Annotated in this window: 29 protein-coding genes and 2 tRNA genes; 21 read left to right on the top strand and 10 right to left on the bottom strand. The window is 69.8% G+C overall.

All coding sequences use genetic code 11. The annotated features are described in order from the left end of the window. Window positions 1-61 precede the first annotated feature (61 nt). The 9 genes from NUG20_RS02505 to NUG20_RS02545 all read left to right on the top strand — a co-directional run bounded on the left by NUG20_RS02505 (window position 62) and on the right by NUG20_RS02545 (window position 9,145). The gene (locus NUG20_RS02505; protein WP_263396894.1) at window positions 62-1,105 is read left to right on the top strand and encodes an N-acetyltransferase DgcN family protein; all 1,044 of its coding nucleotides are present in this window, start codon (window positions 62-64) and stop codon (window positions 1,103-1,105) included. A 49-nt stretch (window positions 1,106-1,154) separates the two neighbouring features. After that, a complete protein-coding gene (locus NUG20_RS02510; protein WP_263396895.1) occupies window positions 1,155-2,270 on the top strand; it encodes a YkvI family membrane protein in 1,116 nt (371 codons plus the stop codon). A 22-nt stretch (window positions 2,271-2,292) separates the two neighbouring features. Next, window positions 2,293-3,903 (top strand): serine hydrolase, encoded by a 1,611-nt coding sequence (locus tag NUG20_RS02515; protein WP_263396896.1) that lies wholly within the window; start codon window positions 2,293-2,295, stop codon window positions 3,901-3,903. 319 nt (window positions 3,904-4,222) lie between these two features. Beyond that, entirely contained in the window at window positions 4,223-4,801 is a 579-nt protein-coding gene (locus NUG20_RS02520; RefSeq protein ID WP_263396897.1) for an anthranilate synthase component II, read from the top strand. A gap of 2 nt (window positions 4,802-4,803) precedes the next feature. Then, the gene (locus NUG20_RS02525; RefSeq protein ID WP_263396898.1) at window positions 4,804-5,163 is read left to right on the top strand and encodes a hypothetical protein; all 360 of its coding nucleotides are present in this window, start codon (window positions 4,804-4,806) and stop codon (window positions 5,161-5,163) included. Window positions 5,164-5,179: 16 nt separating this feature from the next. Beyond that, window positions 5,180-6,220: an anthranilate phosphoribosyltransferase gene (trpD, locus tag NUG20_RS02530; RefSeq protein WP_263396899.1), complete on the top strand. Its 1,041-nt coding sequence runs from the start codon at window positions 5,180-5,182 to the stop codon at window positions 6,218-6,220. 347 nt (window positions 6,221-6,567) lie between these two features. Next, complete coding sequence (locus tag NUG20_RS02535) at window positions 6,568-7,479, top strand: DUF7822 domain-containing protein (RefSeq protein ID WP_263396900.1); 912 nt, start codon at window positions 6,568-6,570, stop codon at window positions 7,477-7,479. A 143-nt stretch (window positions 7,480-7,622) separates the two neighbouring features. Then, window positions 7,623-8,417 (top strand): indole-3-glycerol phosphate synthase TrpC, encoded by a 795-nt coding sequence (gene trpC / locus NUG20_RS02540; protein WP_263396901.1) that lies wholly within the window; start codon window positions 7,623-7,625, stop codon window positions 8,415-8,417. Continuing rightward, window positions 8,414-9,145 carry a haloacid dehalogenase-like hydrolase gene (locus NUG20_RS02545; protein WP_263396902.1) on the top strand — a complete coding sequence of 244 codons (732 nt, stop codon included), beginning with the start codon at window positions 8,414-8,416 and terminating at the stop codon, window positions 9,143-9,145. Before trpC ends, NUG20_RS02545 begins: the two co-directional genes overlap by 4 nt. On the opposite strand, the gene NUG20_RS02550 is transcribed toward NUG20_RS02545, so the two are convergent. Both NUG20_RS02550 and crp read right to left on the bottom strand, forming a co-directional pair. After that, window positions 9,142-9,900, bottom strand: a complete 759-nt coding sequence (locus NUG20_RS02550; protein ID WP_263396903.1) for a sulfite exporter TauE/SafE family protein — start codon at window positions 9,898-9,900, stop codon at window positions 9,142-9,144. The two genes, NUG20_RS02545 and NUG20_RS02550, sit on opposite strands and share 4 nt — an antisense overlap. A 52-nt stretch (window positions 9,901-9,952) precedes the next feature. Then, window positions 9,953-10,642, bottom strand: coding sequence for a cAMP-activated global transcriptional regulator CRP (crp, locus tag NUG20_RS02555; protein ID WP_046979198.1), 690 nt, complete (start codon window positions 10,640-10,642; stop codon window positions 9,953-9,955). Between the two features lie 149 nt (window positions 10,643-10,791). On the opposite strand from crp, the gene speD reads away from it, so the two are divergent. Together speD and NUG20_RS02565 are read left to right on the top strand one after the other, a co-directional pair. Beyond that, window positions 10,792-11,586: an adenosylmethionine decarboxylase gene (speD, locus tag NUG20_RS02560; protein ID WP_003476431.1), complete on the top strand. Its 795-nt coding sequence runs from the start codon at window positions 10,792-10,794 to the stop codon at window positions 11,584-11,586. A 119-nt stretch (window positions 11,587-11,705) separates the two neighbouring features. After that, window positions 11,706-12,023: a DMT family transporter gene (locus tag NUG20_RS02565; RefSeq protein WP_263396904.1), complete on the top strand. Its 318-nt coding sequence runs from the start codon at window positions 11,706-11,708 to the stop codon at window positions 12,021-12,023. Window positions 12,024-12,196: 173 nt separating this feature from the next. Here NUG20_RS02565 and NUG20_RS02570 read toward each other — a convergent pair whose 3' ends face one another. Continuing rightward, window positions 12,197-12,706 carry a hypothetical protein gene (locus NUG20_RS02570; RefSeq protein WP_263396905.1) on the bottom strand — a complete coding sequence of 170 codons (510 nt, stop codon included), beginning with the start codon at window positions 12,704-12,706 and terminating at the stop codon, window positions 12,197-12,199. Window positions 12,707-12,900: 194 nt separating this feature from the next. After that, window positions 12,901-13,545, bottom strand: coding sequence for a 2-polyprenyl-3-methyl-6-methoxy-1,4-benzoquinone monooxygenase (coq7, locus tag NUG20_RS02575; RefSeq protein ID WP_263396906.1), 645 nt, complete (start codon window positions 13,543-13,545; stop codon window positions 12,901-12,903). Window positions 13,546-13,761: 216 nt separating this feature from the next. Here coq7 and rplM point away from each other — a divergent pair, with 216 nt between their 5' ends. Together rplM and rpsI are read left to right on the top strand one after the other, a co-directional pair. Beyond that, window positions 13,762-14,190 (top strand): 50S ribosomal protein L13, encoded by a 429-nt coding sequence (rplM, locus tag NUG20_RS02580; protein ID WP_003470250.1) that lies wholly within the window; start codon window positions 13,762-13,764, stop codon window positions 14,188-14,190. Between the two features lie 2 nt (window positions 14,191-14,192). Next, on the top strand, window positions 14,193-14,585 hold the full coding sequence (gene rpsI / locus NUG20_RS02585; protein WP_003470251.1) for a 30S ribosomal protein S9: 393 nt from the start codon (window positions 14,193-14,195) through the stop codon (window positions 14,583-14,585). A gap of 523 nt (window positions 14,586-15,108) precedes the next feature. Here the strand turns inward: rpsI and NUG20_RS02590 are convergent. Beyond that, a tRNA-Gln gene (locus NUG20_RS02590) sits at window positions 15,109-15,183 on the bottom strand. Window positions 15,184-15,227: 44 nt separating this feature from the next. Further along, window positions 15,228-15,304, bottom strand: a tRNA-Met gene (locus NUG20_RS02595). Between the two features lie 120 nt (window positions 15,305-15,424). Between NUG20_RS02595 and NUG20_RS02600 the strand changes: the two genes are divergently transcribed. The 3 genes from NUG20_RS02600 (at window position 15,425) to bfr (ending at window position 16,911) form a co-directional block, all read left to right on the top strand. Next, complete coding sequence (locus NUG20_RS02600) at window positions 15,425-16,036, top strand: RNA pyrophosphohydrolase (RefSeq protein WP_263396907.1); 612 nt, start codon at window positions 15,425-15,427, stop codon at window positions 16,034-16,036. Window positions 16,037-16,117: 81 nt separating this feature from the next. Next, a complete protein-coding gene (locus tag NUG20_RS02605) occupies window positions 16,118-16,327 on the top strand; it encodes a (2Fe-2S)-binding protein (protein WP_263396908.1) in 210 nt (69 codons plus the stop codon). 113 nt (window positions 16,328-16,440) lie between these two features. Beyond that, window positions 16,441-16,911: a bacterioferritin gene (bfr, locus tag NUG20_RS02610; protein WP_263396909.1), complete on the top strand. Its 471-nt coding sequence runs from the start codon at window positions 16,441-16,443 to the stop codon at window positions 16,909-16,911. A gap of 177 nt (window positions 16,912-17,088) precedes the next feature. Here bfr and NUG20_RS02615 read toward each other — a convergent pair whose 3' ends face one another. Genes NUG20_RS02615 through NUG20_RS02625 form a run of 3 tightly spaced genes read right to left on the bottom strand, consistent with a single transcriptional unit; the run spans window position 17,089 to window position 22,234 of the window. After that, window positions 17,089-19,647, bottom strand: coding sequence for a hybrid sensor histidine kinase/response regulator (locus NUG20_RS02615; protein WP_263396910.1), 2,559 nt, complete (start codon window positions 19,645-19,647; stop codon window positions 17,089-17,091). A 2-nt stretch (window positions 19,648-19,649) separates the two neighbouring features. Then, window positions 19,650-21,560, bottom strand: a complete 1,911-nt coding sequence (locus NUG20_RS02620; RefSeq protein WP_263396911.1) for an EAL domain-containing protein — start codon at window positions 21,558-21,560, stop codon at window positions 19,650-19,652. 41 nt (window positions 21,561-21,601) lie between these two features. Beyond that, the gene (locus NUG20_RS02625) at window positions 21,602-22,234 is read right to left on the bottom strand and encodes a DUF4126 domain-containing protein (RefSeq protein ID WP_263396912.1); all 633 of its coding nucleotides are present in this window, start codon (window positions 22,232-22,234) and stop codon (window positions 21,602-21,604) included. 193 nt (window positions 22,235-22,427) lie between these two features. On the opposite strand from NUG20_RS02625, the gene NUG20_RS02630 reads away from it, so the two are divergent. From NUG20_RS02630 to NUG20_RS02650, 5 genes are all read left to right on the top strand, one after another. Then, a complete protein-coding gene (locus NUG20_RS02630) occupies window positions 22,428-23,162 on the top strand; it encodes a DUF6776 family protein (protein WP_263396913.1) in 735 nt (244 codons plus the stop codon). Between the two features lie 7 nt (window positions 23,163-23,169). Continuing rightward, window positions 23,170-23,622, top strand: a complete 453-nt coding sequence (locus NUG20_RS02635; RefSeq protein WP_263396914.1) for a bactofilin family protein — start codon at window positions 23,170-23,172, stop codon at window positions 23,620-23,622. Between the two features lie 31 nt (window positions 23,623-23,653). After that, on the top strand, window positions 23,654-24,040 hold the full coding sequence (erpA, locus tag NUG20_RS02640; protein WP_053836095.1) for an iron-sulfur cluster insertion protein ErpA: 387 nt from the start codon (window positions 23,654-23,656) through the stop codon (window positions 24,038-24,040). Window positions 24,041-24,087: 47 nt separating this feature from the next. Continuing rightward, window positions 24,088-25,020 carry an NAD(+) diphosphatase gene (gene nudC, locus NUG20_RS02645; protein WP_263396915.1) on the top strand — a complete coding sequence of 311 codons (933 nt, stop codon included), beginning with the start codon at window positions 24,088-24,090 and terminating at the stop codon, window positions 25,018-25,020. Between the two features lie 68 nt (window positions 25,021-25,088). Continuing rightward, window positions 25,089-25,985, top strand: coding sequence for a hypothetical protein (locus tag NUG20_RS02650; protein WP_263396916.1), 897 nt, complete (start codon window positions 25,089-25,091; stop codon window positions 25,983-25,985). On the opposite strand, the gene NUG20_RS02655 is transcribed toward NUG20_RS02650, so the two are convergent. Continuing rightward, window positions 25,982-26,389 (bottom strand): DUF2752 domain-containing protein, encoded by a 408-nt coding sequence (locus NUG20_RS02655; protein ID WP_263396917.1) that lies wholly within the window; start codon window positions 26,387-26,389, stop codon window positions 25,982-25,984. The genes NUG20_RS02650 and NUG20_RS02655 overlap by 4 nt on opposite strands.

Consider the following 26,389-nt stretch of genomic DNA (forward strand, 5'->3'; position numbering starts at 1 on the left):
ATCGCATCGGGCGCCGTGCAACGGCGGTCCGCCCCACGATCCTCCAGGTGAACGACCGCGTATGCCACAGACCCGCCCGCCATCCGCACCGGCATTGAAGGCGCTGCCAGGGCCGCATCTCCTGTTCCTCGGCGACGTCACCGAACCCGGCTACGCCAAGACCGCGTTCGGATTGCGCGACTGGGCGCCGGAGCGCTGCGTCGGCGAATTCGCCTGCGCCGGCGCGACCGTCACCACCGGCTTGCCGCGGATGACCCCGGCCGAGGCCGCCGCGCGCGGCGCGCGCTCGCTGGTCATCGGCGTGGCCAATGCCGGCGGCGTCATCCCGCAGGCCTGGGTGGGCTCGATCCTGCAGGCGATGGAAGCCGGCCTGGACATCGTCAGCGGCATGCACGTGCGCATGAGCGAGATCGAGCGCCTGCGCGAGGCGGCCGCCGCGCTGGGGCGTCAGCTCATCGACGTGCGCCAGCCGCCGCCGGGCATCCGCGTCGCCACCGGCCAGCCGCGCCGCGGCAAGCGCTTGCTGACGGTCGGCACCGACTGCGCGTTGGGCAAGAAATACACCGCGCTGGCGCTGGCCAGGGGGTTCGCGCAACGCGGCGTCGATGCGGATTTCCGCGCCACCGGCCAGACCGGGATCATGCTCGCCGGCAGCGGCATGCCGATGGATGCGGTGGTGGCCGATTTCGCCGCCGGCGCAGCCGAGCTGCTTTCGCCCGAGGCCGCCGACGGCCACTGGGACGTGATCGAAGGGCAGGGTTCCTTGTTCCATCCGGCCTATGCGGGCGTCGCGCTGGCGCTGCTGCACGGCAGCCAGCCCGACGTGGTGGTGGTCTGCCACCAGCCCGGGCGCGAACGCGTGCTGGGCCATCCGCAGTTCGCACTGCCCAGCATCGAGGAGACCATCGCGCTGGCGCTGCAGCTGGGGCGACGTACCAACCCGGCGATCCGCTGCGCGGGCGTGAGCCTCAACACGGCACACCTGGACGAAGCCTCGGCGCATGCACTGTGCGCGGCGGAGAGCAGGCGCCTGGGCTGCGCGGTCGCCGATCCGATGCGCGGCGGCGCGGCGTTCGACGCCTTGGTGGAGGAGTGCCTGGCATGAAACTCGTCGATCTTGTTCTGCGTCGTATTCGCCTGCAGCGGTGCGCGCCGTGAGCGGCGCATCCACCTGGTTCCAGCGCTATCTGCTGCCGGGCTTCGTGTTCCAGGCGGCGGTGATCGCGGGCGGCTACGCCACCGGGCGCGAACTGGTGGAGTTCTTCCTGCCGGCCGGTCCCTGGGGCGGCCTGCTGGGCATGACGGTGAGCATGCTGGTGTGGAGCGCGGTGCTGATGGTCAGCTTCGAGCTGGCGCGGGTCGCACGCGCCTACGACTATCGATCCTTCTTCAAGGTACTGCTCGGCCGCGCCTGGTTCCTGTTCGAGATCGGCTACTTCGCGCTGATGATCGTGATCCTGGCGGTGATGGGCGCCGCCGCCGGCGAAATCGCGCACAGCCTGTTCGGCCTGCCCAAGCTGGCCGGTTCGCTGGGCATGATCGCCGCCACTGGCGCGATGCTGGTCTACAGCAGCGCGGCGATCGAGAAGTTCCTCACTGCGTCGGTGGGCTATCTGTACCTGGTCTATTTCATATTCCTGGTCTGGAGCGTGGTCGCCTTCGGCGGCCGCATCCAGGCCAACTTCGCGGCCGTGCCGCTCGCCGATGGCTGGTTCGGCGCCGGGCTCAGCTACGCCGGCTACAACGTCGCCACCATTCCCGCGGTGCTGTTCTGCATCCGCCATCTGCGCAGCCGCCGCGAGGCGCTGGCCGCCGGCGCGCTCGCCGGCCCGCTCGGCATGCTGCCGGGCGTGGTGTTCTACATCGCGATGATGGGCTACTACCGCGAGATCGGCGCCGAGGCGCTGCCCTCGGCGTTCCTGCTGGGCAAGCTGCACGCGCCGTGGTTCGAGTGGGCGTTCCAGATCGCGGTGCTGCTGACCCTGGTCGATACCGGGGTGGCGTTGCTGCATGCCATCAACGAGCGCGTGGCCAAGACCTTCGGGGAACGGCAGCGGCCGATGCCGCGCGCGCTGCGCCCGGCGCTCGCGGTCGGCTCGATGCTGCTGGCGGTGTATGCCGCCAGCGCGGTGGGCCTGGTCGAGCTGATCGCCAAGGGTTACGGCACGCTGACCTGGCTGTTTCTGGCGGTCTACGTGCTGCCGCTGATGACCTGGGGCGTCTGGTTGCTGTGGCGCCGCCCGCAGCGCCTCGGCGCCGAGCTTCGCTAGCCAACCCGTCCGGGAGTCCATGATGGCCGCCATTCCGAAATGCCTGCAGGCCGCGATCGTCGCGATCGCTCTTGCCTGGGCCGCCAGCGCGGCCGCCGCGCCGCCGCCGGGTTTCGACGCGCGCGTGGAGCGCATGCTCGCCGAACACGACGTGCCCGGCATGGCCATCGCCATCGTCGAGCAGGGCCGGATCGTGCAGGCGAAGGGCTATGGCGTACGCCGCCTGGGCGCAACCGAGGCGGTCGATGCGGACACCATCTTCCCCACCGGTTCCACCGGCAAGGCCTTCACCGCCGCGGCGCTGGCGATCCTGGTGGACGAGGGCAAGCTCGGCTGGGACGACAAGGTCATCGACCACCTGCCCGAGTTCCGCATGTACGACCCCTGGGTGACGCGCGAGATGACCGTGCGCGACCTGCTGGTCCATCGCAGCGGCCTGGGGCTGGGCGCGGGCGACCTGCTGTTCGTCCCGCGCAGTTCGCGCAGCCGCGGCGACATCGTGCGCGCGCTGCGCCACCTCAAGCCGGCCACCAGCTTCCGCAGCAACTACGCCTACGACAACATCCTGTACGTGGTCGCCGGCGAAGTGATCGCCGCGGCCAGCGGCCAGGACTGGGAAAGCTTCATGCGCGAGCGCGTGTTCAAGCCGGCGGGCATGGGCAGCTCGGTCAGCGACGAGAAGGACCGCTTCGCCAACCCGAACCGGGCGCAGCCGCATGCGCGCCTGGACCCGCGCGTACGCGGGCTCGGCCCGCAGCAGCTGCTGCCCGAGCGCGAGGGCCTGGGCCAGGTGGCCGCGCCGGCCGGCGGCCTGTCCTCCAGCGCCAACGACCTGGCGCGCTGGCTGCAGATCCAGCTGGCGCTCGGCGCATTGCCGGGCAGCGACGGCAAGCGCCTGTACAGCGCTGCGTCCGCACAGGCGATGTGGACCCCGCAGGTGCCGGTGCCGATCAACCCGTACCCGGCGCCGGTCGCCGACATCACGCCGAACTTCTCCAGCTACGCGCTGGGCTGGAACGTGCAGGACTATCGCGGGGTCAAGGTCGTGCAGCACGGCGGCGCGGTGTTCGGCGTGCTGACCTTCATCGTGCTGGTGCCCGAGCGCAACCTGGGCATTTCGCTGCAGATCAATGCCGAGGACGTCGGCGTGATGCGCGGCCTGGGCTACGAACTGCTCGACCACTATCTGGGCTTCGCGCCGCGCGACTGGGTGGCGGCGTTCGACACCTGGTACCGGCAGCGCCTGGATGGCGGCCTGGCGGCCTTGCAGGCCGCCGGCAACAGCGCGCGCAAGGCATCGCGTCCCTCGCTGCCGGCCGCCGGCTATGCGGGCCGCTATGCCGATGCGTGGTATGGGCCGATCGAGATCGCCGACCGCGCGGGCAAGCTGCGGATCGACTTCAAGCAGACCCCCAACATGGCCGGGACGCTGCGCCATTGGCAGTACGACACCTTCCGTACCGAATGGGACGACCGCGCCATCGAGCCGGCCTACGTCACCTTCGCGCTGGATGCCGAAGGCAAGGTCGCGCGCATCGCGATGCAGCCGGTGTCGCCGCTCGCCGATTTCAGCTACGACTACCAGGACCTGCTGTTCGTTCCTGTGGCCGAAGGACAGGCGGCCAGGCCCTGACCTGCGCACTGCGGCGCTTCGCTCGCACACAAGGCGGCGCGCGGCCGCCACGCACGCGTTTCACCCACGCGCCTGGCGCAGCGAACGCCGCTCGTCCGCAGCGCAGATCGGTGCGCCGGCAGCGGACACCGGACATCGGCCGGTCCTCCGGGGGATGAAGCACGGCCTTGGCCGAGTTTCTGCGTCCATGCCACTATGGCCTACGTGCAGTCTCCCGACTGGCGGCGCAGGGTATCGACTAAAATTGCGGGTATCCAAGCGGGCACGAATCCGGGGTTCCAGGGTTCTGCGCCTTACTAATCAACTGGATGGACCGCACATGCTGCTGATGCTCGACAACTACGACAGCTTCACCTACAACCTCGTGCAGTACCTGCAGGCGCTCGGCGCCGAGGTCAAGGTGGTGCGCAACGACGCGCTCAGCGTGGACGAGATCGAGCGCCTGGCGCCGGAGCGCATCGTGATCTCGCCCGGCCCGTGCACGCCGAACGAGGCCGGGGTGTCGCTGCAGCTGATCGAGCGGCTCGGCCAGCACACGCCGATCCTGGGCGTGTGCCTGGGCCACCAGAGCATCGGCCAGGCCTACGGCGGCGAAGTGGTGCGTGCCGGCACCATCATGCACGGCAAGACCTCGCGCATCCGCCACGAGGGCCGCGGCGTGTTCGCCGGCCTGCCGGACCGCTACGAGGCCACCCGCTACCACTCGCTGGTGGTGGAGAAGACCACGCTGCCGGACTGCCTGGAAGTCACCGCCTGGACCGAGAACGAGGACGGCACGGTCGAGGAGATCATGGGCCTGCGCCACCGCCAGTTCCCGGTCGAGGGCGTGCAGTTCCATCCCGAGTCCATCCTCACCGAGCACGGCCACGCCCTGCTGAAGAACTTCCTGGAGCGCTGAACATGCGTCTGCATCCACGCGCAGCGTTCGCCGCGATCGCGCTGCTGCTGTGCGCGCCGTGCCTGGCGGCGCCCGCCGGCGCCAAGGCGGCCGCGCCGCGATGCGCCGAGGCCGCGCGGGCCCAGGCCGCCAAGCTGCTGGCCTTCCATTCCGACAACGACGAGCGCGCCGAGGTCGGCGACGAGGTCGAGCGGCTGCCGTCCATCGTCAATCCGGCCAATGCCAAGCAGCGCTTCGAGGTGCTGCAGGTGTGGGGCTACATCTACAAGGGCGAGTACCGCATGCGCCTGCTCTACTACCCCATGGCCGACGGCGACTGTGTGCTGATGGGCCAGGAAATCCTCGAGCACGCCAGTCTTTGAACGTCCAGGAACCGCAATGACGCTGACCCCGCAGCAAGCCCTGCAACGCACCATCGAGCACCGCGAGATCTTCCACGACGAGATGGTCGGGCTGATGCGGCAGATCATGCGCGGCGAAGTGTCGCCGATGATGACCGCGGCGATCCTCACCGGGCTGCGGGTGAAGAAGGAGACGATCGGCGAGATCGCCGGCGCGGCGGCGGTGATGCGCGAGTTCTCGCGCACCGTCGAGGTGGCCGACCGCACCCATATGGTCGATATCGTCGGCACCGGCGGCGACGGCTCGCACACCTTCAACATCTCCACCTGCGCGATGTTCGTGGCCGCCGCGGCCGGCGCCAAGGTGGCCAAGCACGGCAACCGCAGCGTCTCCTCCAAGTCCGGCAGCGCCGATGCGCTGGAGGCGCTGGGCGCGGTGATCGAACTGCAGCCCGAGCAGGTGGCGCAGGCGCTGGCCGCCACCGGCATCGGCTTCATGTATGCGCCGGTGCACCATCCGGCGATGAAGGTGGTGGCGCCGGTGCGGCGCGAGATGGGCGTACGCACCATCTTCAACATCCTCGGTCCGCTGACCAATCCGGCCGGCTCGCCCAACATCCTGATGGGCGTGTTCCATCCCGACCTGGTCGGCATCCAGGCGCGCGTGCTGCACGAACTGGGCGCCGAGCGCGCACTGGTGGTGTGGGGCCGCGACGGCATGGACGAACTCTCGCTCGGCGCCGGCACCCTGGTCGGCGAACTGCGCGACGGCCAGGTACGCGAGTACGAAGTGCATCCGGAGGATTTCGGCATCGCCATGTCGGCCAGCCGCAACCTCAAGGTGGCCGACGCCAACGAGTCGATGGAGATGCTGCGCGGCGTGCTCGACAACGTGCCCGGTCCGGCGCTGGATATCGTCGCCTTCAACGCTGGCGCGGCGCTGTACGTGGCCGGCGTGGCCGACGACATCGGCGCCGGCATCGCGCTGGCGCGCACGGCGATCGCCGACGGCCGCGCGCGCGGCAAGCTCGATGCGTACGTGGCGTGCACGCGGCGCTTGGCCGACGTTCGCGACTGAGGACGCGGGACCCGAAGCGCTTGCCGGTCTGAGCGCGGCGGTGTCGGGATCGCGGCGGGCGGTGCCGATGTCGCCCGTTGTCCGTCCAGCAGCATCCATCTCGGCGCCTCGCTGCAGTACGCCTCGTTCCGACGGCAACAAGATGCTGCGCGCCGACGGCCAGCCGCAGACGGGGCGCCGACAGCCGCGGTGGGCGTGCGCGACGTCCGCGTTGTGCAGCCGAGCGCATGCGACCGGTTGCGGTGTGCGGAACACGTTCGGTGTGCATCCGAGATGGCCGGCCCTTCGGTCGGCGCGTAAGCTGCCCGCTGCGCCGCGTCGGCGGCGCACGACGACAAAGGGTTTGCATGGCCAACCGCTCCTATCTCTACAGCCTCAGCAACCGGCCGGCCTCGTATGGCGATCGGCCCGACACCATTTCCAGCCTCTCCGAATGGGCCTACGACGTGCCGTTCGTGTATCGGCTGCTGATGTCGGCCGATCCCCAGTTGTGCGCGTCGTTGGTGGCGGAGGGCCTGGATGACGAGGATGAGGACGAGGGGGAAGACGAGGTCGAGGGCGGGGAGGAGGGCGAAGACGATGACGAAAGCGAGGACGAGGACGAAGAGGCGGGCGCCGACGAAGACGATGACCAGCCGGCGCGCCTGCACGCGATCAGCAGTCCGTTCGCCCCGGGCCTGGAGCGGGTCAAGCGCTTCGCCGAGATCGTCAAGGTGATCGCGGCCGCGCCTCCCCTGCCGCCTGCGCCAGCGCCGGTCGTGGCGTCGCCAGCATCCCTGATGGGGCGGCTCAAGCAACTGTTCTCGCCGACGCACGCACCGGTCGAAGCGCCGGTCCCGGTGCCGGCGACGGTCGAGCACCTGCCAGGCTGGCTGGACGAGACCGTCGCCTTCCTGGAAGCGAACCGCGACGCGTTCCTGCTGCTGGAGACCCTCGAACTCGACATGATGTCGGCGATCGGGGAAGAAGACCTGCGCCACTGCGTCGAGCAGGAGATCGGCCGATGCCGCGAGGTCGGCGCCGCGTTCGAGGCCCTGCCGGCCGACCTCCACGAGGCCGCGACCCTGCTGCGCCGCCTGGCCGTCGAAGAGGGCGCGCCGCCGCTCGATGTCTTCCACGGCCTGCGCTTCGACGACGACTGCGACAGCACGCGAACCGGCGCCACCGAACGGCCGCTGGGACTGACGAACTGGTCCGAGGTGCTGTACTTCGAATTGTCGGACCAGGACGAGCCCGACGCAGACCAGGCCAAGGACTGAATCCAAGATCCGTCTGGTCGAACGGCACCGGCACTACGCTATTGCCGAGTCCCGAGTCCCGAGTCCCGAGTCCCGAAACTAGAGTCCCGGCCTGTTCAGCCCAACTTGGCCGATAATGCCGCGTCCCCCGGAACCCCGAGCGCATGAGCGACATCCTCCGCACCATTCTCGCCCGCAAGGCCGAAGAGATCGCCGCCCGCAGCGCGCGCGTGCCGCTGGCCGAGCTGGTCGCCCGCGTCGGGGCCGCGCCGCCGGTGCGCGGGTTCGCCCGCGCGCTGCAGAGCGCGATCGCCGACGGCGAGCCGGCGGTGATTGCCGAGATCAAGAAGGCCAGCCCGTCCAAGGGCGTGATCCGCCCCGACTTCCACCCGGCCGACATCGCGGTCAGCTACGAGTTCGGCGGCGCCGCCTGCCTGTCGGTGCTGACCGACGTGGACTTCTTCCAGGGCCACGACACGTACCTGCAGCAGGCGCGCGAAGCGTGCACGCTGCCGGTGCTGCGCAAGGACTTCACCATCGATCCCTACCAGGTGTACGAGGCGCGCGTGCTCGGCGCCGACTGCATCCTGCTGATCGTTGCCGCGCTGGACGACCTGCAGCTGGCCGAGCTGTCGGCGCTGGCGATGGAGCTGGGCATGGACGTGCTGGTCGAGGTCCACGACATCGACGAGCTGGAGCGCGCGATCCAGGTGCCGGTGCCGCTGATCGGGATCAACAACCGCAACCTGCGCACCTTCGAGGTGTCGCTGCAGACCACGCTGGCGATGCGCGACGCGGTCCCGCGCGACCGCCTGCTGGTCACCGAGAGCGGCATCCTCGGCCAGGCCGACGTGGCGATGATGCGCGCGGCCGGCGTGCACGCGTTCCTGGTCGGCGAGACCTTCATGCGCGCCGAGGAACCCGGCGAAGCGCTGCGCCAGTTGTTCTTCGAGCCATGAGCGGCGCCTATTCCGCCCCGCGCGCCGACGCGCCGCTGGTGGTGTTCGATTTCGACCACACCCTGTACGACGGCGACTCCGGCAGCCACCTGTTCGCCTGGCTGATCCGGCGCAACCCCTTGCGCCTGGCCGCCGCGCTGCTGGCCACGCCGCTGCTAGGGCCGCTGGTGGCGATGCTGCCGACCCGGCGCACCGGCATCTCCGGCTACGTGTGGATCGCCAGCTTCGGCCTGCACCGCGCGCGCGAGTTCAACCGGGTGATCGACCAGTACGTGCTGCGCCACGAGGCGCAGATCCGCCAGCGGCTGTTGCCGCAGGCGCTGGAGGTGTTCGCCCGGCACCGTGCCGCCGGCGACCGGGTGGTGGTCGCCACCGGCGCGCCGCCGGAGCTGGCGCGCGCCATCCTCGGCTTCGTCGCGCACCAGGACGTGCCGGTGGTCGGCAGCCTGATCGGCCCGCGGCTGGGCGCGGTCACCGCCACCCGCCACTGCCACAACGAAGAAAAGATGCGCATGCTGCGCGAGCTGGGCTATGCGGACATCGCCATCGCCTATTCCGACAGCACCGCCGACCTGCCGTTGCTGCAGGCCGCCGCCACGCCGGTGGTGGTCAACCCCAAGGCCTCGGCGGTGGCGCGCTTCCGCCGCGAACTGCCGTCCGCCACGCCGATCCTGAACTGGGGTTGCCGCGATCGCGCCGGCGACGCCGTGGCTGCGCCGGGCGGCTAGACCTGCCAGCGGTACAGCGTGCTGCCGATCTGGTACAGGCTGATGCCCAGCACCAGCACGCCGACCGCTACCAGCACCCAGCGTTCGCGCACCCGCTTCACCAGCACCGCCGCCAGCGGCGCGGCCAGCATGCCGCCGACCAGCAGGCCGAGCACGATCTCCAGGTGCTGCACGCCCATGCTCAGCAGGAAGGTCAGCGAGATCGACAGCGTCACCAGGAACTCGGCGGCGTTGACCGTGCCGATCGTGGTGCGCGCCTGGCCGCCGTGGGCCAGCAGGGTCGAGGTCGCCACCGGGCCCCAGCCGCCGCCGCCGCTGGCGTCGAGCAGGCCGGCGACGAAACCGAGCAGCGGCACCCGCCGCACCTGCTGCCGCGGCAGCGCCCGGCCGGCCGCGCGCAGCAGGATCAGCACCGCCAGGCCGAGCAGGTACAGGTGCACGAAGGGGCGGATGAGGTCGCCGGGCAACTGGGTCAGCACATAGGCGCCGAGGATGCCGCCGGCCATGCCCGGCAGCGCCAGGCGCAGGAACAGGCGCTTGTCGACGTTGCCCATCGCCAGGTGCGACAGCCCCGAGGCGCCGGTGGTGAAGACCTCGGCGCTGTGCACGCTGGCGCTGACCGCCGCCGGCGGCAGGCCCATGCTCAACAACACCGACGAGGACACCAGGCCGAAGGCCATGCCCAGCGCGCCGTCGACCAGCTGCGCCGCCAGGCCGACCAGCACGAACCAATAGAAGGTCTCGCTCAGGACCATCGCGATGGTCCGCTGCCGCCGCTAGCGCGGCGTGCAGCCATGCGCGTTGCGCTCAACGCGCGCCGTACAGCACCACGGTCTTGCCGCGGGCGTGCAGGATGCCGTCGACCTGCAGCTTCTTCAGCACGCGGCCGGCCATCTCGCGCGAGCAGCCGACCAGCCGCGCCAGCTCCTGCCGCGACACGCGCAACTGCATGCCCTGCGGGTGGCTCATCGCCTCCGGCTCCTGGGCCAGGTCGTGCAGGGTGCGCACGATGCGGTCGGTGACGTCCAGGAACGCCAGCCGGCTGGCCTTGCGCGAGGTGTCGAGCAGGCGCTTGGACAGCTGCACGCCGATCGCGTACAGCACCCGCGGCGCGTCGGCCGACAGCGACCCCAGGAACAGCTGGTGCAGCCGCTCGTAGCTGATCTCGGCCAGTTCGCACGGGGTGCGGGTGCGCAGGATCACCTCGCGCTGGTCCGATTCGATGAACAGGCCCATCTCGCCGACGAACTCGCCGCTGCCGAAATAGCCCAGCACCAATTCGCGATCGTCATCTTCCTCGGCGATGATGCTGACCGAGCCGCTGACGACGTAGTACAGGGTGCCGGCCGGGTCGCCGGGCCTGAACACGTCGGTCCGCGCCGGATAGCGCCGGCGGTGGCTATGCGCCAGGAAGCGGTCGATCGTGGCGGTGTCCAACGTCAGAGGACTTGGAGCGATGCGCACAGGTGTTGCAGTGGAGGTGTTTCCGGGACTCATGGCGGCTTCGCTACTGCGTGAGTCCCGAAGCTTAACGGGACGCGTTGTCTGCGGCAAACGAGCGCCAATCCCCACGTTTCGCTACGGGCGCGTTTGGCCCATAATTGCTGCCCTTTCTACCCCGTCCATCTTTTAGAGGATTCACGCCCGTGGTCAAGCCGTTGCCTCGCCTGAGGCTGCAAGGTTTCAACAACCTCACCAAGGCGTTGAGCTTCAACATCTACGACGTCTGCTACGCGGTCTCCGAAGAGGAGCGCCAGCGCTACATCGAGTACATCGACGAGCAGTACGACGCCGACCGCCTGACCGAGATCCTCACCGATGTGGCCGAGATCATCGGCGCCAACATCCTCAACATCGCCCGCCAGGACTACGATCCGCAGGGCGCCTCGGTGACCATCCTGATCTCCGAAGAGCCGGTGATCGACAAGAAGCTGGCCGGCAAGGAGATCATCTCCGACGCGGTGGTCGCGCACATGGACAAGAGCCACATCACCGTCCATACCTACCCGGAAACCCATCCGCAGCACGGCATCGCGACCTTCCGCGCCGACATCGACGTCGCCACCTGCGGGGTGATCTCGCCGCTGAAGGCGCTCAACTACCTGATCGAGCGGTTGGAATCGGACATCGTGATCATGGATTACCGCATCCGTGGCTTCACCCGCGACGTGAAGGGCAAGAAGCACTACATCGACCACAAGATCAACTCGATCCAGAACTTCCTGGCCAAGAACATCAAGGCGCGTTACGAGATGTTCGACGTCAATGTCTACCAGGAGAACATCTTCCACACCAAGATGCACCTGAAGGACTTCGACCTGGACCAGTACCTGTTCGAGGAAAAGGCCAAGAACCTCTCGTTCAAGGAGCGCATGCGGATCGAGGCGCTGCTCAAGCGCGAGATCGAGGAACTGTTCCACGGTCGCAACCTGGCCGAGTAGCACGTCACATTCGGCGGGACGGCCCGCCCCGCAGCGTTTGCGCTGCGACCCTTGCCGACGGCGGCCCGATGTGCAGACATCGGGCCGTTTTTATTTTTATTTGTCTACGGAGACAGACAATGCCATGGATCTACCTGCTGCTCGCCGGCCTGTTCGAAATCGGCTTCGCGCTCGGCCTCAAGTACAGCGAAGGCTTCACCCGCCTCTGGCCGACGCTGGGCACCCTGGCCGGCGCCGGCATCAGCCTGTGGCTGCTGACCCAGGCGCTGAAGGACATCCCGCTGGGCACGGCGTACGCGATCTGGACCGGGATCGGCGCGCTGGGCACTGCCGCGCTGGGCATCGCGCTGTTCGGCGACAGCGCGTCGCCGGCGCGGCTGGCCTGCATCGGCCTGATCGTGGCCGGGGTGATCGGCCTGAAGCTGGTCCAGTCCTGAGCGCTGCCGGGTTCGCGGCCTATAAAGAATGTCGCAGGCGGCAGCGCTGCCAACGTTCGTGGGCAGGCGCTGCGGGTCAACTTGAGGCGCGGGCCGATCCGGGCGCTCGCAGTGCTCGCCTAGCTCCGCTGTCATGGGCGCCGAGGCTGAGAAGCGGCGACTGTGCCGAGCCGTCAGGCCACGGCAGGGCGGCGCGCGCCGAGGACGCGGCCGATCAGCATCTGGTGCGCGACCGCGGCCAGCAGCGCGGCGATCGACAGCGCGATCGCCACCCGGCTGAGCATGCCGCCGAGGTTGCCGGCGTGCTGCAACTGGTCCAGGCGGCCGAAGCGCGACGGATCGGCGTTGGCATAGGCGATCTCCACGGTCGCGCCGTCGAGCAGCAGCGGCCCGGCCTCGGCGCCGCTGGCCTCGAACGCGCCGCGGTGCAGCCGGCCCTTGCTCTCGAAGACATAGTGGAAGCGGTAATGCACCAGCGGCTCGGCATGCGCGCCGAACGCGCCGTCGGCGATCACCGGCACCGTCGCCACCGAGTGGTCGCGCAGGATCGCGCTGGCATGGCGGTAGTCGCCGAGCAGGTGGTAGAGCAGGGCGCCGCCGCCGAGCGCGAACAGGCTCGCGAACAGCAGGCGCGAGAGCCAGCGGGTCTGTGGCGATGGCAGATGGGTGGAGCGTGCAGGCATGATCGGTCGTGAAAGCAGGCGCAAGCGGCAGGGGTGCGGCGCGGTGGTGCGGCGAAGTCGGACGGCGCCGGGATGGAAGCGCCAGTCGCTGAACAGGATAGGCGGACGTCGGAACCAGTCAGCTTTCGTTCACTTTAACCCGAATGCGCCGGCAATGCCAGCGCGGCACCGGCGGCGCCTGCGCCGCGGCGCGCTCAAAGCCGGTAGGCGACCGCCTTCATCAGCCGCGAGGCGGCGGCCATCAGCGACGGGATCGGCGCCGGCAGCCGCCGCGCGCCGGCCTGTTCGGCGTGTTCGGCATGGCGCGCCTCGTCGGCTTTCATTACCCGCAGCACGTCGCGGCTGCGCAAATCGGCCGGCGGCAGCGTCTGCAGGTGTTCGTCCAGGTGCGCCTCGACCTGGCGTTCGGTCTCCACCACGAAGCCCAGGTTCCAGCCGTCGCCGCGCAGCCCGGCCAGGGTGCCGATGGCGTAGCTGCCGGCGTACCAGACCGGGTTGAACAGGCTCGGGCGGCTGTCCAGCTCGCGCAGCCGCGCCGCGCACCAGGCCAGGTGGTCGGTCTCTTCCTGCGCCGCTTCCAGCAGGTGCGCGCGGGTCGCCGGATCTTGGGCGACCGCGGCCTGGCCGAAGTACAGGCCCTGCGCGCAGACCTCGCCGACATGGTTGATGCGCATCAGCCCGGCGGCATGGCGGCGTTCGTCCGGTGCCAGCACCACGTCGGCGGTGGCCGCCGCCGGGTAGGGGCGCTGCGCCGGCGGATCGCCGAACACCGTTTCCAGGGCGCGCTGGGCTTCGACCAGGGCGCGGTCGAGCGGGGTATGCAGGCGGGGAGCCGTCATCGCGAGGGGCCTGGGGATGGGGGGGCATTCGATTTTCGCCCCGGGCCGCCGCCATGCCAAGCGCCGACGGCGCTGGGGTCCCGGGCAAGGGACGGACTTGCGCGTGCCGCTGGCGGCGCGTAGAATTCCGCCTCTTGCGTTTTTGCAAGTCACAACGCGTGGCAAAGTTCAGGCAGCGTCCTGCCGGAATCCGCCCGACCAACCGAGTCTTCTTTAATGAGCACCTTCACCGCTAAGTCCGAGACCGTCCAGCGCGACTGGTATCTCGTCGACGCCGCCGGCAAAACGCTGGGCCGGCTTTCCACCGAACTGGCCCGCCGTCTGCGCGGCAAGCACAAGCCGGTCTATACCCCGCACGTCGATACCGGCGATTACCTGGTGGTGATCAACGCCGAGAAGATCACGGTCACCGGCAACAAGCTCAACGACAAGAAGTACCACCGCTTCACCGGCTACATCGGCAACCTGAAGACCGAGACCTTGGCGCAGGCGCTGGAGCGTCACCCCGAGCGCGTCATCGAGATCGCGGTCAAGGGCATGCTGCCGAAGGGTCCGCTGGGTCGCGCCATGTACCGCAAGCTCAAGGTCTACAAGGGCTCCGAGCATCCGCATACCGCCCAGCAGCCGCAAGTTCTGGATATCTAATCATGGCGATCACGCAAAACTACGGCACCGGCCGCCGCAAGTCCTCCACCGCCCGCGTGTTCCTGCGCAAGGGTACCGGCAATATCACCGTCAACAACCGTCCGCTGGACGAGTTCTTCGGCCGTGAGACCGCGCGCATGATCGTGCGCCAGCCGCTGGAGCTGACCAAGAACACCGAAAGCTTCGACATCTTCGTCACCGCCGCCGGCGGCGGCACCACCGGCCAGGCCGGTGCGATCCGCCTGGGCATCGCCCGCGCGCTGGTCGAGTACGACGAAACCCTGAAGTCCGAGCTGCGCAAGGCCGGCTTCATGACCCGCGACGCCCGCGAAGTCGAGCGCAAGAAGGTCGGTCTGCACAAGGCCCGCCGCGCGACCCAGTTCTCCAAGCGCTGATCCACCGCGCCTGGCGAGGAATCCTTCGGGATTCCCCTGGGAAGTACGCAAAAGCCCGGCCCCGGCCGGGCTTTTGTCGTTTGGGTCCGACGGCAGCGGCGGTCGCAAGCCAAGCCGTGCTCTGCGTCGCCTCGATCTCGTGGTCGTTGGTTCGGCGCGCCTGTACTCAGCTCCATGCCGGTGCTGTCTTCTGCTTGAGTGTTGCCATCAGTCGCGCGTGGTTCTACTGCTGCGGATCTAGCGATGCATCAGTAGCGCGGTCGGCTGCATAGCAATCGCCGTTCGCGGGAAGGCGTTCGCAGCTCGGCGCTGTTTTCATATGACATGCGCACCGAGCGTCTGGTGAAAAGCCCCCTTGGAGTCCAAGGGGGCGCGCCGACAGGCGCGGGGATGTGGAGAGGGAAGGCCGGGGCCCACACCTTGCGCAGCAAGGTGTGGGGCGCAGGCGCAAAGCGCCTGCGCGAACCCGCAGCCAAACACCAAAAAAAAGGCCGATCTTTCGATCGGCCTTTTTTTTGGTGTTTGGCTGCCCCGGATGGATTCGAACCACCGAATGCCTGAGTCAGAGTCAGGTGCCTTACCGCTTGGCGACGGGGCAATGTCGCAGATCGCAATTATCGCACGCCTGCTGCGTGGACACCATGGTGGCTATGGGTGGACTCGAACCACCGACCCCAGCATTATGAGTGCTGTGCTCTAACCGGCTGAGCTACATAGCCTTGGTGAACCGCCAATTCTTATAGCAAATCGGACGGCTGTCAACGGGTTTTTGCCGCGCTTGTGGCCCGGCCGCAGCCATGGCAGAGTCGGAGCCAGTAGATTTTTCAGGAGTCCGCATCGTGATCGATCCGGACGGTTATCGACCGAACGTTGGCATCGTGCTGATGCGGCCGGACGGTCAGGTGTTCTGGGCACGTCGCGTGCGCCGGGATGGCTGGCAGTTCCCGCAAGGTGGCATGAATACCGACGAGACCCCGGTCGAGGCCATGTACCGCGAGTTGCGTGAAGAGACCGGGCTGTTGCCCGAGCATGTCGAAGTGCTCGGAGCCACGCCTGGCTGGCTGCGCTATCGGCTGCCCAGCCGCGCCATCCGCCGCAACGAACGCCAGGTGTGCATCGGCCAGAAGCAGGTCTGGTTCCTGCTGCAGATGCGCTGCGACGAGAGCCAGTTGAACCTGGAGCTGACCGAGACGCCGGAGTTCGACCATTGGCGCTGGGTCGACTTCTGGTATCCGGTGGAGCACGTGGTGCTGTTCAAGCGCGGCGTCTACGCGCGGGCGCTGCGCCACCTGGCGCCGCTGGCGCAGAGCATCGCCGGGCCGGGCATCCGTGCCATGCCGACCCTGGCGCAGGAGGCGTGGATGCCCGGCAACACCGCCGGCCACGAGCGCCCGCGCAAGCGTCCACGCAAGCGTGGCGGGCCTTGGGTGGCCCGTATTAATAACGATTAACGCCCGGAATTGACAACCATTCTCACTTTGGTTTGAATGGCGGCCAGGCGCAGTCCGCGCCGCCCGCCGCCGAACGCCATCGTGTACGTCTGCATCTGCAATGGGGTCACCGATCGTCAGATCCGCGAAGCCGCCGACGCCGGCTGCCGCACCGTGTCCGAACTGACCATGCGCACCGGCTGCGGGGCCACCTGCGGCTCGTGCCTGGACATGGCCGGCGATCTGCTGGAACGCGCGCTGCTGCGCGACCTGCCGCTGCCCGTGCTGGGTGGCCTGGCCCGCGCCGCCTGAGCCGCGCGCCGCCGCCGCGCGGATGCGCAGCGGGATGATCACGATTCGCGTTCCTTCACGGCGGTGGCCGATTCGCTAAAGTCTGCGCTTTCCAGGCATTAGCGAGCACTGCGATGAAGGGCGACAGCAAGGTCATCGAGTTCCTCAACAAGGTCCTCTACAACGAGTTGACCGCGATCAACCAGTACTTCCTGCACGCCAAAATGCTGAAGAACTGGGGGCTGAAGGAACTGGCCGAACACGAGTACAAGGAATCGATCGACGAGATGAAGCACGCCGACAAGTTGGCGGACCGCATCCTGTTCCTCGAGGGGCTGCCCAACTTCCAGGCCCTGGGCAAGCTGCGCATCGGCGAGAACCCGAAGGAAATCCTCGAGTGCGACCTGGCCCTGGAGCGGGACGGCACCACCACCTTGCGCGACGGCATCGCCTACGCCGAGTCGATCCAGGACTACGTCAGCCGCCAGTTGCTGGCCGACATCCTGGAGTCGGAGGAAGAGCACATCGATTGGCTGGAAACCCAGCTCGATCTGATCGGCCGCATCGGCGAGCCGAACTACCTGCTGACCAAGCTCGAGGACTGAGCGGCGCATTGCCGCTGGCCGTGTTGTGGTCTGTACTCGGGCGGCCTCGCCAAGCGTCAGGTCGCCCACGGAGGCTGGCATCCCTGTAGGAGCGGCTTCAGCCGCGACAGATCCTATGGGTAGCTCCGGATAGGGCCTGTCGCGGCTAAAGCCGCTCCTACAGGAGACAACGGCCGTCTACGACGCGGGGCTTTCGGCTGCGTCGCGCAAGGTGTTGCGGTAGCCGTTCAAGGCCAGCCGCGCGCGTGCGAATTCGGCGATGACCAGCGCCACCGCGACCGCGGGGCGCTCCAGCTGGTGGGCGCGCACGCCAGCCTCGATGCGCAAGGCCGCGGCCGACAGCGCCAGTGCGCCGACGTTGGCCGCCGAGGACTTCAGCGTATGCGCCGCGTCGCGCAGCGGCTCCAGTTGCGGGATCACGGCGGCCTGCTCCAGGCGCTGGATCAGCTGCGGCGCATCGCCCAGGAACAGTTCCACGATCTGCGCGGTGGTCGCGCTGCCGGCAAGCTCGCGCAACTCGTCGAGCACCGCGATGTCCAGCACCGGCAGCGGTGTCGGCGGCAGCGGTGCCAGATCGGCGGTGCTGATGCTGGTACTGGTGGCGCCGTCGCTATTGTTGTCGCTGCTGCTATTGCTATTGCTATTGCTGGAAGCGGACGCTGCGATTGCCGCTGTCTGCGTCTGCGTCTGCGTCTGCGTCTGCGTCTGCCTCTGCGCGGATTGCGCTGTCTGCGCACTCGCCGTCTCCGCATCCGCCGGCAGCGCGGCACTCTCCGGCGGGGTCTGTGCCGGCGCGGCATTGGCGGCGCGGTGCGGCAGCCAGCGCTGCAGGCATTGCGCCAGCAGCTCGCGGCCGACCGGCTTGGACAGGTAGTCGTCCATGCCGGCCTCCAGGCAGCGCTGGCGATCGCCGGCCATCGCATTGGCGGTCATCGCCACGATCGGCAGCCGCGCCCGTCCTGCCGCCGCTTCGGACTGGCGCCACTGGCGGGTGGCGGCATAGCCGTCCAGCACCGGCATCTGGCAGTCCATCAACACCAGGTCGTAGGCCTGCGTGGCCAGTTGCGCCAGCGCCGCGGCGCCGTCGGCGACGCTGTCGCTGCGGTAGCCGAGCACGTCGAGCAGTTTCTGCGCGACCAGCAGGTTGACCGGGTTGTCCTCGACCAGCAGCAGTCGGTAGTCGGCGGCCGGCGAGGCCGGCCCGATCGCCTCGGCCGGGCCCGCGGCGGTGGCGGATGCCGATGCCGCCGCGGCATCGCGCTGCGGATCGGAAGCGGGTTCTTCGGGCAAGGCCGGCGCGGCCGCGGAGGCGAGGGCCGCCGCCGGCGCCAGCGCGAGCATGCCGCGCAGGTCCAGGTCCGCCGCCTGCCGCGACAGCAGCGCGCCGTGGGCGCGGATTTCCTCGGGGATCTCGGTGTCGCCGTACAGCCAGATCAGGCGCATCGCGTGCGGCGCCGGCAACCGCGTCACCGCGCGCTGCAGCGCCCGCGCGCTCTGGCGCAGGCCGTCGAGATCGCCGATCACCAGGTCGTAAGTCGGGGCGGCGAGGTTGCCGGCGCGCAGCCGCTCCAGCGCTTCCTGGGTCGAGTCGACCTTGCTCAGCTGCACCCCCCAGTTCGGCAACAGCGTTTTCAGGCGCTGGTACAGGCGCTGGTCGGCGCCGACCAGCAGCGCGTGCAGCCGCGGCAGGCTGCCCTGGGCCTGCGGCAGGTCGCCGATCACTTTCAGCAGCGGAATCTCGAACCAGAATGTGGCGCCCTGGTCGCTGCCCGATTCCACGCCGATGCGCCCGCCCATCAGGTCGACGATGCGCTTGCAGATCGCCAGGCCGAGCCCGGTGCCGCCGTACAGGCGGGTGGTGGACGCATCGGCCTGGGTGAAGGAGCGGAACAGCCGCTCCTGCTGCTCGGGGCTGATGCCGATGCCGGTATCGCGCACCTCGAAGCGCAGCAGGTGCTGCGCCGGAGTCTCGCCGAGGCGGCGCACGCGCAGCTCCACGCTGCCGCGCGCGGTGAACTTGATCGCGTTGCCGATCAGGTTGCTCAGCACCTGCCGCAGCCGCAGCGGATCGCCGCGGACCGGCAGGCGCACCGCCGGATCCAGCTGCAGCGCCACGCGCAGGCCCTTGGCCTCGGCCGCGCGCTGCATCAGCTGCAGCATGCCGTCGAGCAGTTCGCGCAGGTTGAAGCTGGTGATCTCCAGCTCCAGCCGGTTCGCTTCCAGCTTGGAGTAGTCGAGGATGTCGTCGACGATGCGCAGCAGCTGCAGCGAAGAGTCGTTGGCGGCGCGCAGCATCTCGCGCTGCTCGGTGCCGAGCTGGCCGCGTGCGATCAGTTCCAGCATCGGGATGATGCCGTTGAGCGGAGTGCGGATCTCGTGGCTCATCGTGGCCAGGAATTCGCCCTTGGCCATCACCGCGGCCTCGGCGGCCTGCTTGGCCTGCACCAGTTCGCGTTCCAGCCGCTCGCGCAGGTGCACGTCGCGCTGCAGCGCGTCACGTTCGGACTCGGCCAGCGCCGCGCGCGCCGACGCCGCATCCAGTGCGCGCGCCTGTTGCCGTGCGCGCCAGGCGGCGAGCGCGGCCAGCAGCGCGGCGGCGCCGATGCAGGCCGGCGCCAGCAGCTGCCACGGCGGCGGCGGCGCCAGTGCCGGCAGCGCCAGCGGCGCGGCGGCGAGCGCGAGCGCCGCGCTCGACGCGGCCAGCCACGGCAGGGGCCGGCGCCGGCGTGCGGGCATCGCTACAGCACCGCGTTCTGGAAATCGAAGTTCAGTTCGTCGCCGACCGATTGCACCAGGTTGCCCTGGATGAAATCGACCCCGCCCATCCACATCGCCGCGGCGGCCTGCGCTTCCTCGATCTGCTGGCCGATGATCATCAGCCCGGCGCGGTGCGCCAGGTCGATCGTGGCGCGCAACTGGTCGCGCAGTCCGGCATCGGCATGCGCATTGGCGAAACGCGCCGACAGGCGCAGGTAGCCCAGCGGCAGCTGGCCGAGCAGCGCCTCGTTTTCGGCGCCGGGTTCGAACTGGCTGAGGCAGAACTGCACGCCCAGCGGCATCAGCCGGGCGCAGAACTGCTGCAGGGTCACCGTGTGGATCAGCGCGTCGTCCAGGCGCAGGTCGATCACCAGCGAGGTGCCGGTGACGCCGCGGCGGCCGATCGCCTCGACCAGCCAGTCGGCGAAGGCGCCGCGCGCCAGCGTGCGCGAGGACTGCGACACGAACAGGCGCAGCGGCGGCGTGGCGTGCTGGTACAGGTGCAGCAGGCCGAGCGCGTGGTCCAGCACCTGCTGGTCGAGGTCGGCGATGCGCCCGCCGGCCTCGGCCGCGGGCAGCACCTGCCCGGCCGACAGCAGGGTGCCGTCGCGCTGGCGCAGGCGCAGCAGCACCTGGTACTGCGCGGTGTCGCCGCCGGCGACGGCGACGATCGGCTGGTAGGCCGGTTCCAGCTGGCCTTCGAACATCGCGATGCGACCCAGGTCCTCTTCCTCGCGCGGCGGCGCGTACGCGGCCACGCCCTGCGGATGCAGGCGCGCCTGCAGCGCGGTGCGCTCGACCGCTTCCAGCGCGCTGCCGGCGTCTTCGAACCCTTGCGCCAGGTCGGCGTAGCCGATCGCGCAGCGCAGGTGCACCGCTTCGTCCTCGCGCAGCGGGAAGGCATGGTTGGCCAGCGCTTCGCGCAGGGCCTGGGCGCGCTGCCGCAGCGCGTCCAGATCGTCGCCCTGGGCCAGCAGCAGGAAGCTGTTGTCGTTGAGCCGGGCCAGCGGCTGCGGCGCGGTGACGCTGGCCAGGCGGCGCCCGGCCTGGGTCATCAGGCGTTCGAACGCGGCATAGCCGTAGCGCTCGCGCAGGCCCAGCGCGCTGGCGACCTCGATGAAGAACAGGCCGCCGCCGCGGGTGCGCAGCGACTCGCCGAGCAGCTGCAGCACGTGGCTGCGGGTCGGCAGGCCGGTCTCGGGATTGTTCAGCGGCACGCCGTCGCTGGCGCTCTGTTGCGCCTGCTGGCGCGCGCGGCGGATGCGGTTGGAGACGGCGGCGATCAGGTGCCGCGGCCGGATCGGCTTGGTCAGGAAATCGTCGGCGCCGCTGTCGAGCACTTCGTACTGCAGTTCCGGATCCGGGTCGCCGGTCAGGAACACGATCGGCAGCAACTGGTGCTGCGGTTGCTGGCGGATCAGCGCGGTCAGGCGCATGCCGTCCAGGCCGGGCATGTGCAGGTCCATCAGGATCAGATCGGGCCGGTACTCGGCGATCGCCTGCTGCACGCCTTCGGCCTGCATCTCCACCTGCGCCTGCATGCCGGCGCCGTGCAGCACGCTCTGCGCGAACAGGGCCTGCGAGCGGTCGTCCTCGACGATCAGGATCCGGTACGGCGCGTCCAGCGGCTGCGGCGGCGCGGTGGCGGCGTTCGGCGTCTCCGTCGCGCCTGGCGGACTCGGCGCCACGTCGGCGGCGGCCTGGTGGTCGGTGGCCGGCGCTGCAGCGTCCTGCGCGTTCGGTGCCGCAGCGGGCGCCGTCACTTCTTGCGCCTCGGGCACGGCATCGGCGGCCCAGCGGCGCCAGTAGTGCGGCGGCGGGGTTTCGGCACGGACGTTGCGCGAACGCGGGTCGTCGCGGCTGGGAGGCGGTGCGGTGTCTCTGGCGGCCATCGCGTCTTTATCCTGGTGCACGCGCAATTATGCGATGAAGTTCACGAAGGCAGGGAGCCGTCCCGGTTCGGCCTGGCCATGACGACGTCCGCGGGCACCGCCAGCAGGCGGCGCACCCCGCGCCACAGGGTGCGCCACACCCACCACACCAGCAGCGCTCCCAGCACGCTGGCGCCCAGCACTACGATCAACGCCAGCCACGGATGCGCCAGGGCCAGCGCCAGCGTGGCGATCACCACCGAATCCTCGGTCAGCGAGGCGATCCAGTTGCTGGCCGGTTCCGGCGAGGTGTTCAGCAATGCGCGCGAACCGGACTTCAGCACATGGCTGGTGAGCGCGATGCCGGCGCCGGTGGCCAGCGCGCCGGCGCCGAGCTGGCCGTCCGGCGACAGTGTGGCCGCGGCCAGGAACGCGCCGGCGGGGATCCGGGTCAGGGTCTGCAGCAGGTCCCACACCGAGTCCACGCCGGGGATCTTGTCGGCGAAGAATTCGGCCAGGGCCAGCGCGCCGGAGGTGCCGAGCACCCACCACGACTCGGTCGCCTGCAGCGCCTGCGGCAGGTCCAGCCAGCCGAGCAGGCCGGCCATGCCGACCCCGAACACGGTCAGGTAGACGCGGATGCCGGCCAGCCAGGCCAGCAGGATGCCGATTACGAAGAGGTGGGCGTCGGTCATGGCGAGGCGCTCCTGGGCGCGCGCGTGTGGCGGCCACTATCGGCCAAGCGTGCGGCGAAGGCCAGCATGGGGCGCGCCGCTGCGCTGGCGGCGATTGGTCCGGCGCCGGTCGGGAGCCTGGCTTACACTAGCTGGCCGGCCGAACCCCCGCGAGGATCGACGCCGCTGCCGCCTCGGTGGCGCGGCTTTGACGATGAACCGACCCGTCCCCCGTTTCCAGATCGTGCCCAACGGCGCCGCGCCAGTGCGCGGGCGCGGCCTGTGGTTGCTGATCGCCGTCGCCTGGCTGCTGTCGCTGGCCGGGACCTGGCTGCTGGCCAGCCGCCAGGCCGCGCCGGAACTGGGCGATGTGCGCACCCAGTTGCGCGAGGCCGAACGCAAGCTGCAGGCCCAGCAGCGGCAGATCGAGACGCTCAACCAGCGCCAGGCCACGCTGGCGCGCTCGGACCAGATCAGCCGCGCCGCCAACAACGCGGTGCAGAGCTCGCTGGCCGAACGCGACGAGGAGATCGCCGGGCTGCGCGCCGACGTGGCCTTCTACGAGCGCCTGGTCGGCGCGACCAGCCAGCGCAAGGGCCTGACCGTGCATTCGGCGGAGTTCTCGGCCGAGGCCGGCGGCACCTGGCACTACAACGTGGTGCTGACCCAGAACCTCAACCGCGGCGCGATCAGCCAGGGGCAGATGCGCCTGGCGGTGGAAGGCGTGCGCGGCGGCAAGCTGACCAGCGTGGGCTGGGACGAGCTGCACCAGAAGAGCGGCGTGCCCGGCCAGGACTATTCGTTCCGTTATTTCCAGCAGTTGGACGGCAGCGTGATCCTGCCCAAGGATTTCACCCCGCAACGGGTGCGAGTATCGCTGTCCGGCGGAGGGGCGCCGGTCACCCAGAGTTTCGATTGGACACTGGCCGGTAACGGCAAAGGGGAATAGGCAGCTTATGTTCGGAAGCAAGAACGGTCGCAGCAGCGGCCAGACCGTGGTCGATACCTTGATCGGCGCGCAGGTGGTGATCCGGGGCGATCTGGTGTTCAGCGGCGGCCTGTACGTGGAAGGGCGCATCCTCGGCAAGGTGCTGGCCGAGGACGGTGCGCCGGCGACGCTGACCCTGTCCGAGCACGGCAGCATCGAGGGCGAGGTGCGTGCGCCGATCGTGATCATCAACGGCCAGCTGATCGGCGACGTGCATGCCGCCGAGCGCGTGGAGCTGGCGCCGAAGGCGCGGGTGCAGGGCAACGTGCACTACCAGGTGGTGGAGATGAACGCCGGCGCACAGCTGACCGGGCGGCTGATCCATGCCGGCAGCATGGCCGCGCTGGCCCCGCCGGAACACCTGCACGAGGAGCCGCAGGCCGAGCCGGCGCAGCGCGTGCTGACCAAGGCCGAGGCTTGATTCGGCCAGCGGCCGCCCCCATCCTGCTGCCATGAGCACTCTCGTTTCCCTGCCCAGTGCCGCGCCCGCGCCCGACTACCAGTCGCTGGAGCGGCCGCTGAACTTCACCCAGGCCGCCGCGGCCAAGGTGCGCGAGCTGATCCGCGAGGAAGGCAACGACGCGCTGGCGTTGCGCGTGTACATCCAGGGCGGCGGCTGTTCCGGTTTTCAGTACGGCTTCGAGTTCGACGAGAACCGCGCCGAGGACGACCTGTCGGTGCGGACCGACGAAGTCACCCTGCTGGTCGACCCGCTCAGCCTGCAGTACCTGATGGGCGCGGAAGTGGATTACAGCGAAGGCCTGCACGGCGCGCAGTTCGTGATCCGCAACCCCAACGCCAAGACCACCTGCGGCTGCGGCAGCAGCTTCAGCGTGTAACACGCCGCGGCTTGCCGGATGCGTGGTTTGCCTGCACCCTGCGCCGCATGTCCGAACTGACCTCCGCTTCCTTCGTTTTCGCCGACGCGGCCGTCGACCGCGCCGATGCGCTGCGCAACGATCCCGAGGCGCTGCGCCGCGCTTGGCCCACCGCGCGCCTGCTGCTGCTCGATGCCGACGGCAACGCCTACGCCGACGCGCAGGGGCAGCCGCTGGCGCTGACCGGCGCATCGCTGGGCGACGCGGTCGCGCAGGCGATCTTCCTCGGCCTGCGCGACGGCACGGCCTGGTTCGCGCTGGCCGCGGCCGCGCTCGATGCCCAGCTCGACCCGCCGCAGCGCATCGACCTGCGCCGCGCCGCGGCCGAGTGGCCGGCCGCCGCGTCGGGCCTGTTCGCCTATGCGCGGGGCATGCTCCACTGGCAGTCGCGCACCCGCTTCTGCGGGGTCTGCGGCGGCGCCATCGCGTTCGGCCGCGGCGGCTTCCTCGGCACCTGCACGCAGTGCGCCAGCGAACACTATCCGCGCGTGGATCCGGCGGTGATCGTCGCGGTCAGCGACGGCCGCCGGCTGCTGCTGGGCCGCCAGGCGAGCTGGCCGGCGCGGCGCTATTCGGTGATCGCCGGGTTCGTCGAACCGGGCGAGTCGCTGGAGCAGACCGTGGCGCGCGAAGTGGCCGAGGAAACCCAGGTGCGGGTCCGGCCCGGCAGTTGCCGCTACTACGGCGCGCAGCCATGGCCGTTCCCCGGTGCGTTGATGCTCGGTTTCCGCGCGCTGGCCGAACCCGATGCGCCGCAGGTGGATGGCGAACTGGAAGACGCGCGCTGGGTCGAGCGCGACGAGATCGGCGCCGCCCTGCAGCGTGCGGCCACGCTCGGCGATGGCGCCGACGACGGCCACGGCCTTCGCCTGCCGCCGCGGATCTCCATCGCGCACGCGCTGGTCGTGGACTGGTACCGCCGCGACGGCGACCACGCCTAGCCGTTGCGCCGGCTAGGCGCGGCGGTTGCCACTGCGCACACGCTTCAGAACGGTCCCGGAGGACCTGCATGTTCACTACCCTCGTCGCTGTGATCGTTGCGCTGGTGCTGGGCCATGTCGCGCCCGGCATGGTCGCCTCGTTGCGGCGCTTCGATGCCTACGGCGACTGGCTGTCGTGGCTGGATGCGCACACCGGCGAGGGCAGCGCCTGGCGCGGCCGCTACGGCATCGCGCTGGCGCTGCTGCCGGCCGTGCTACTGGTGGGCCTGCTGCAGTGGTTGGTCAGTGCGCCGCACCTGGGCCTGCTGGCCTTGCTGTTCGGGGTGCTGGTGCTGGCCTTCAGCTGGGGGCCGCGCGACCTGGATACCGACGTGGAAGCGGTGATCGAGGCCGACGACGTCGCCGCGCGGCGCATCGCGATCGCGCAGCTGCAGGCCGACGGCGGGCCGCTGCGCGAGGATCCGGCCGGGCTGGTCGAGGCGGTGGCGGTCAGCGCGCTGCGGCGCTGGTTCGCGGTGCTGTTCTGGTTCCTGCTGCTGGGGCCGGTCGGCGCGCTCGGCTACCGCCTGCTGGCGCTGGCCGCGGTCGGGCCGTACGCGCCGCGGCTGCCGCTGACCACCGCGCTCGGCGCGCGCACCGCACTGGCGGCGATGGAATGGCCGGTGGCGCAGCTGATGACCTTTTCGCTGGCGCTGGTCGGCAACTTCGAGACCGTGTTCGGCGCCTGGCGCGCGGCCGGCGGCAACCGCTGGCAACTGGACAGCGGCTTCCTGGGCCCGGTGGCCTGCGCCAGCGTGCGCGGCGAGCTGGACGAGGAGGCGCACGACTACAGCGATGCCGGCATGGCGGTGCCGATGCTGCGGCGCCTGCCGGAACTGCGGGATGCGATGAGCCAGATCTGGCGGGTGCTGCTGTTGTGGCTGGTGCTGCTGGCGTTGCTGGTGATCGCCGGCTGGGTCAGTTAGCCCGGCGCGAGCAGGGTGAACGGGAACCACGGCAGGTTGCGCGCGATCCAGTAGCCGGGCAGCGCCAGCAGCCAGAAATTCGGTCGCGATACCACGGCGACCACCGGCGCGAACCATGCCGCACGCCAGCCGGCCTTCCATGCGATCAGTCCCGGCAGCAGGGCCAGGCCCAGCATCGCCCCGGGATTCATCGCGAAGGCGCCGAGCGGATCCAGATGCACCAGTGCGTGCAAGGCGCGGGTCATGCCGCAGCCGGGGCAGTAGTAACCGGTGAGCGCATGGAACAGGCACGGCGCGAACGGATTGTCCGCGGCGTTGGGATCGAACCGGTACAGCATGGTGGCGCCGGCCGCCGCGATGGCGGCGCCGGCGCCAAGGCACGCCCGTTGTTGCCAGGCGCGCAT

This window comes from Xanthomonas sp. CFBP 8443, assembly GCF_025666195.1.
GTDB lineage: Bacteria > Pseudomonadota > Gammaproteobacteria > Xanthomonadales > Xanthomonadaceae > Xanthomonas_A.

Excerpts from the sequence above, each read along its gene's own strand:
- NUG20_RS02630 (WP_263396913.1), top strand. The coding sequence starts at position 22,428 with ATGAACCGACCCGTCCCCCGTTTCCAGATCGTGCCCAACGGCGCCGCG.
- NUG20_RS02615 (WP_263396910.1), bottom strand. The coding sequence starts at position 19,647 with ATGCCCGCACGCCGGCGCCGGCCCCTGCCGTGGCTGGCCGCGTCGAGC.
- trpC (WP_263396901.1), top strand. The coding sequence starts at position 7,623 with ATGAGCGACATCCTCCGCACCATTCTCGCCCGCAAGGCCGAAGAGATC.
- NUG20_RS02525 (WP_263396898.1), top strand. The coding sequence starts at position 4,804 with ATGCGTCTGCATCCACGCGCAGCGTTCGCCGCGATCGCGCTGCTGCTG.
- NUG20_RS02515 (WP_263396896.1), top strand. The coding sequence starts at position 2,293 with ATGGCCGCCATTCCGAAATGCCTGCAGGCCGCGATCGTCGCGATCGCT.
- NUG20_RS02655 (WP_263396917.1), bottom strand. The coding sequence starts at position 26,389 with ATGCGCGCCTGGCAACAACGGGCGTGCCTTGGCGCCGGCGCCGCCATC.
- trpD (WP_263396899.1), top strand. The coding sequence starts at position 5,180 with ATGACGCTGACCCCGCAGCAAGCCCTGCAACGCACCATCGAGCACCGC.
- bfr (WP_263396909.1), top strand. The coding sequence starts at position 16,441 with ATGAAGGGCGACAGCAAGGTCATCGAGTTCCTCAACAAGGTCCTCTAC.
- nudC (WP_263396915.1), top strand. The coding sequence starts at position 24,088 with ATGTCCGAACTGACCTCCGCTTCCTTCGTTTTCGCCGACGCGGCCGTC.
- NUG20_RS02620 (WP_263396911.1), bottom strand. The coding sequence starts at position 21,560 with ATGGCCGCCAGAGACACCGCACCGCCTCCCAGCCGCGACGACCCGCGT.
- erpA (WP_053836095.1), top strand. The coding sequence starts at position 23,654 with ATGAGCACTCTCGTTTCCCTGCCCAGTGCCGCGCCCGCGCCCGACTAC.
- rplM (WP_003470250.1), top strand. The coding sequence starts at position 13,762 with ATGAGCACCTTCACCGCTAAGTCCGAGACCGTCCAGCGCGACTGGTAT.
- NUG20_RS02570 (WP_263396905.1), bottom strand. The coding sequence starts at position 12,706 with ATGCCTGCACGCTCCACCCATCTGCCATCGCCACAGACCCGCTGGCTC.
- rpsI (WP_003470251.1), top strand. The coding sequence starts at position 14,193 with ATGGCGATCACGCAAAACTACGGCACCGGCCGCCGCAAGTCCTCCACC.
- NUG20_RS02650 (WP_263396916.1), top strand. The coding sequence starts at position 25,089 with ATGTTCACTACCCTCGTCGCTGTGATCGTTGCGCTGGTGCTGGGCCAT.
- NUG20_RS02565 (WP_263396904.1), top strand. The coding sequence starts at position 11,706 with ATGCCATGGATCTACCTGCTGCTCGCCGGCCTGTTCGAAATCGGCTTC.
- NUG20_RS02635 (WP_263396914.1), top strand. The coding sequence starts at position 23,170 with ATGTTCGGAAGCAAGAACGGTCGCAGCAGCGGCCAGACCGTGGTCGAT.
- crp (WP_046979198.1), bottom strand. The coding sequence starts at position 10,642 with ATGAGTCCCGGAAACACCTCCACTGCAACACCTGTGCGCATCGCTCCA.
- NUG20_RS02545 (WP_263396902.1), top strand. The coding sequence starts at position 8,414 with ATGAGCGGCGCCTATTCCGCCCCGCGCGCCGACGCGCCGCTGGTGGTG.
- NUG20_RS02550 (WP_263396903.1), bottom strand. The coding sequence starts at position 9,900 with ATGGTCCTGAGCGAGACCTTCTATTGGTTCGTGCTGGTCGGCCTGGCG.
- NUG20_RS02520 (WP_263396897.1), top strand. The coding sequence starts at position 4,223 with ATGCTGCTGATGCTCGACAACTACGACAGCTTCACCTACAACCTCGTG.
- NUG20_RS02505 (WP_263396894.1), top strand. The coding sequence starts at position 62 with ATGCCACAGACCCGCCCGCCATCCGCACCGGCATTGAAGGCGCTGCCA.
- coq7 (WP_263396906.1), bottom strand. The coding sequence starts at position 13,545 with ATGACGGCTCCCCGCCTGCATACCCCGCTCGACCGCGCCCTGGTCGAA.
- NUG20_RS02625 (WP_263396912.1), bottom strand. The coding sequence starts at position 22,234 with ATGACCGACGCCCACCTCTTCGTAATCGGCATCCTGCTGGCCTGGCTG.
- NUG20_RS02535 (WP_263396900.1), top strand. The coding sequence starts at position 6,568 with ATGGCCAACCGCTCCTATCTCTACAGCCTCAGCAACCGGCCGGCCTCG.